Annotated in this window: 1 protein-coding gene; it reads left to right on the top strand. The window is 67.6% G+C overall.

Annotation, left to right across the window (positions count from 1 at the left end):
- A partial coding sequence (locus tag HT134_RS44460; protein ID WP_175606521.1) for a hypothetical protein occupies nucleotides 1-290 on the top strand: 290 nt, incomplete at both ends.

Raw genomic sequence — 290 nt, 5'->3', positions numbered from 1 at the left:
AAGCCGTCCGCGACCGCGAGACAGGGCTGAAGCCCCATTTCGGAACCGTCGACTGGACGGCTCCGCCCAGCTACCGGGCTTTCCTCGCCGAGCACAACACCGTTGCCTGCAAGCGCCGGGACGTCTCATCCGACGGGTACATCGAGTTCGTCGTCGTCGGTGACGACGCCATCGTGGAGCTGAACGCCGATCTCGTGCATATGCCCGAGCATGTGGACCGCGGCGACGGCCGGTGGCTGTCCACCAACCACCTGGTCGGCGTCGCCCTCGCCGACGCGGACAACGAGGCG

The organism is Nonomuraea rhodomycinica, assembly GCF_013363995.1.
Taxonomy (GTDB): domain Bacteria; phylum Actinomycetota; class Actinomycetes; order Streptosporangiales; family Streptosporangiaceae; genus Nonomuraea; species Nonomuraea rhodomycinica.
Note: the sequence above shows the minus strand (reverse complement) of the source record. Positions and strands in the feature narration are given on the sequence as shown.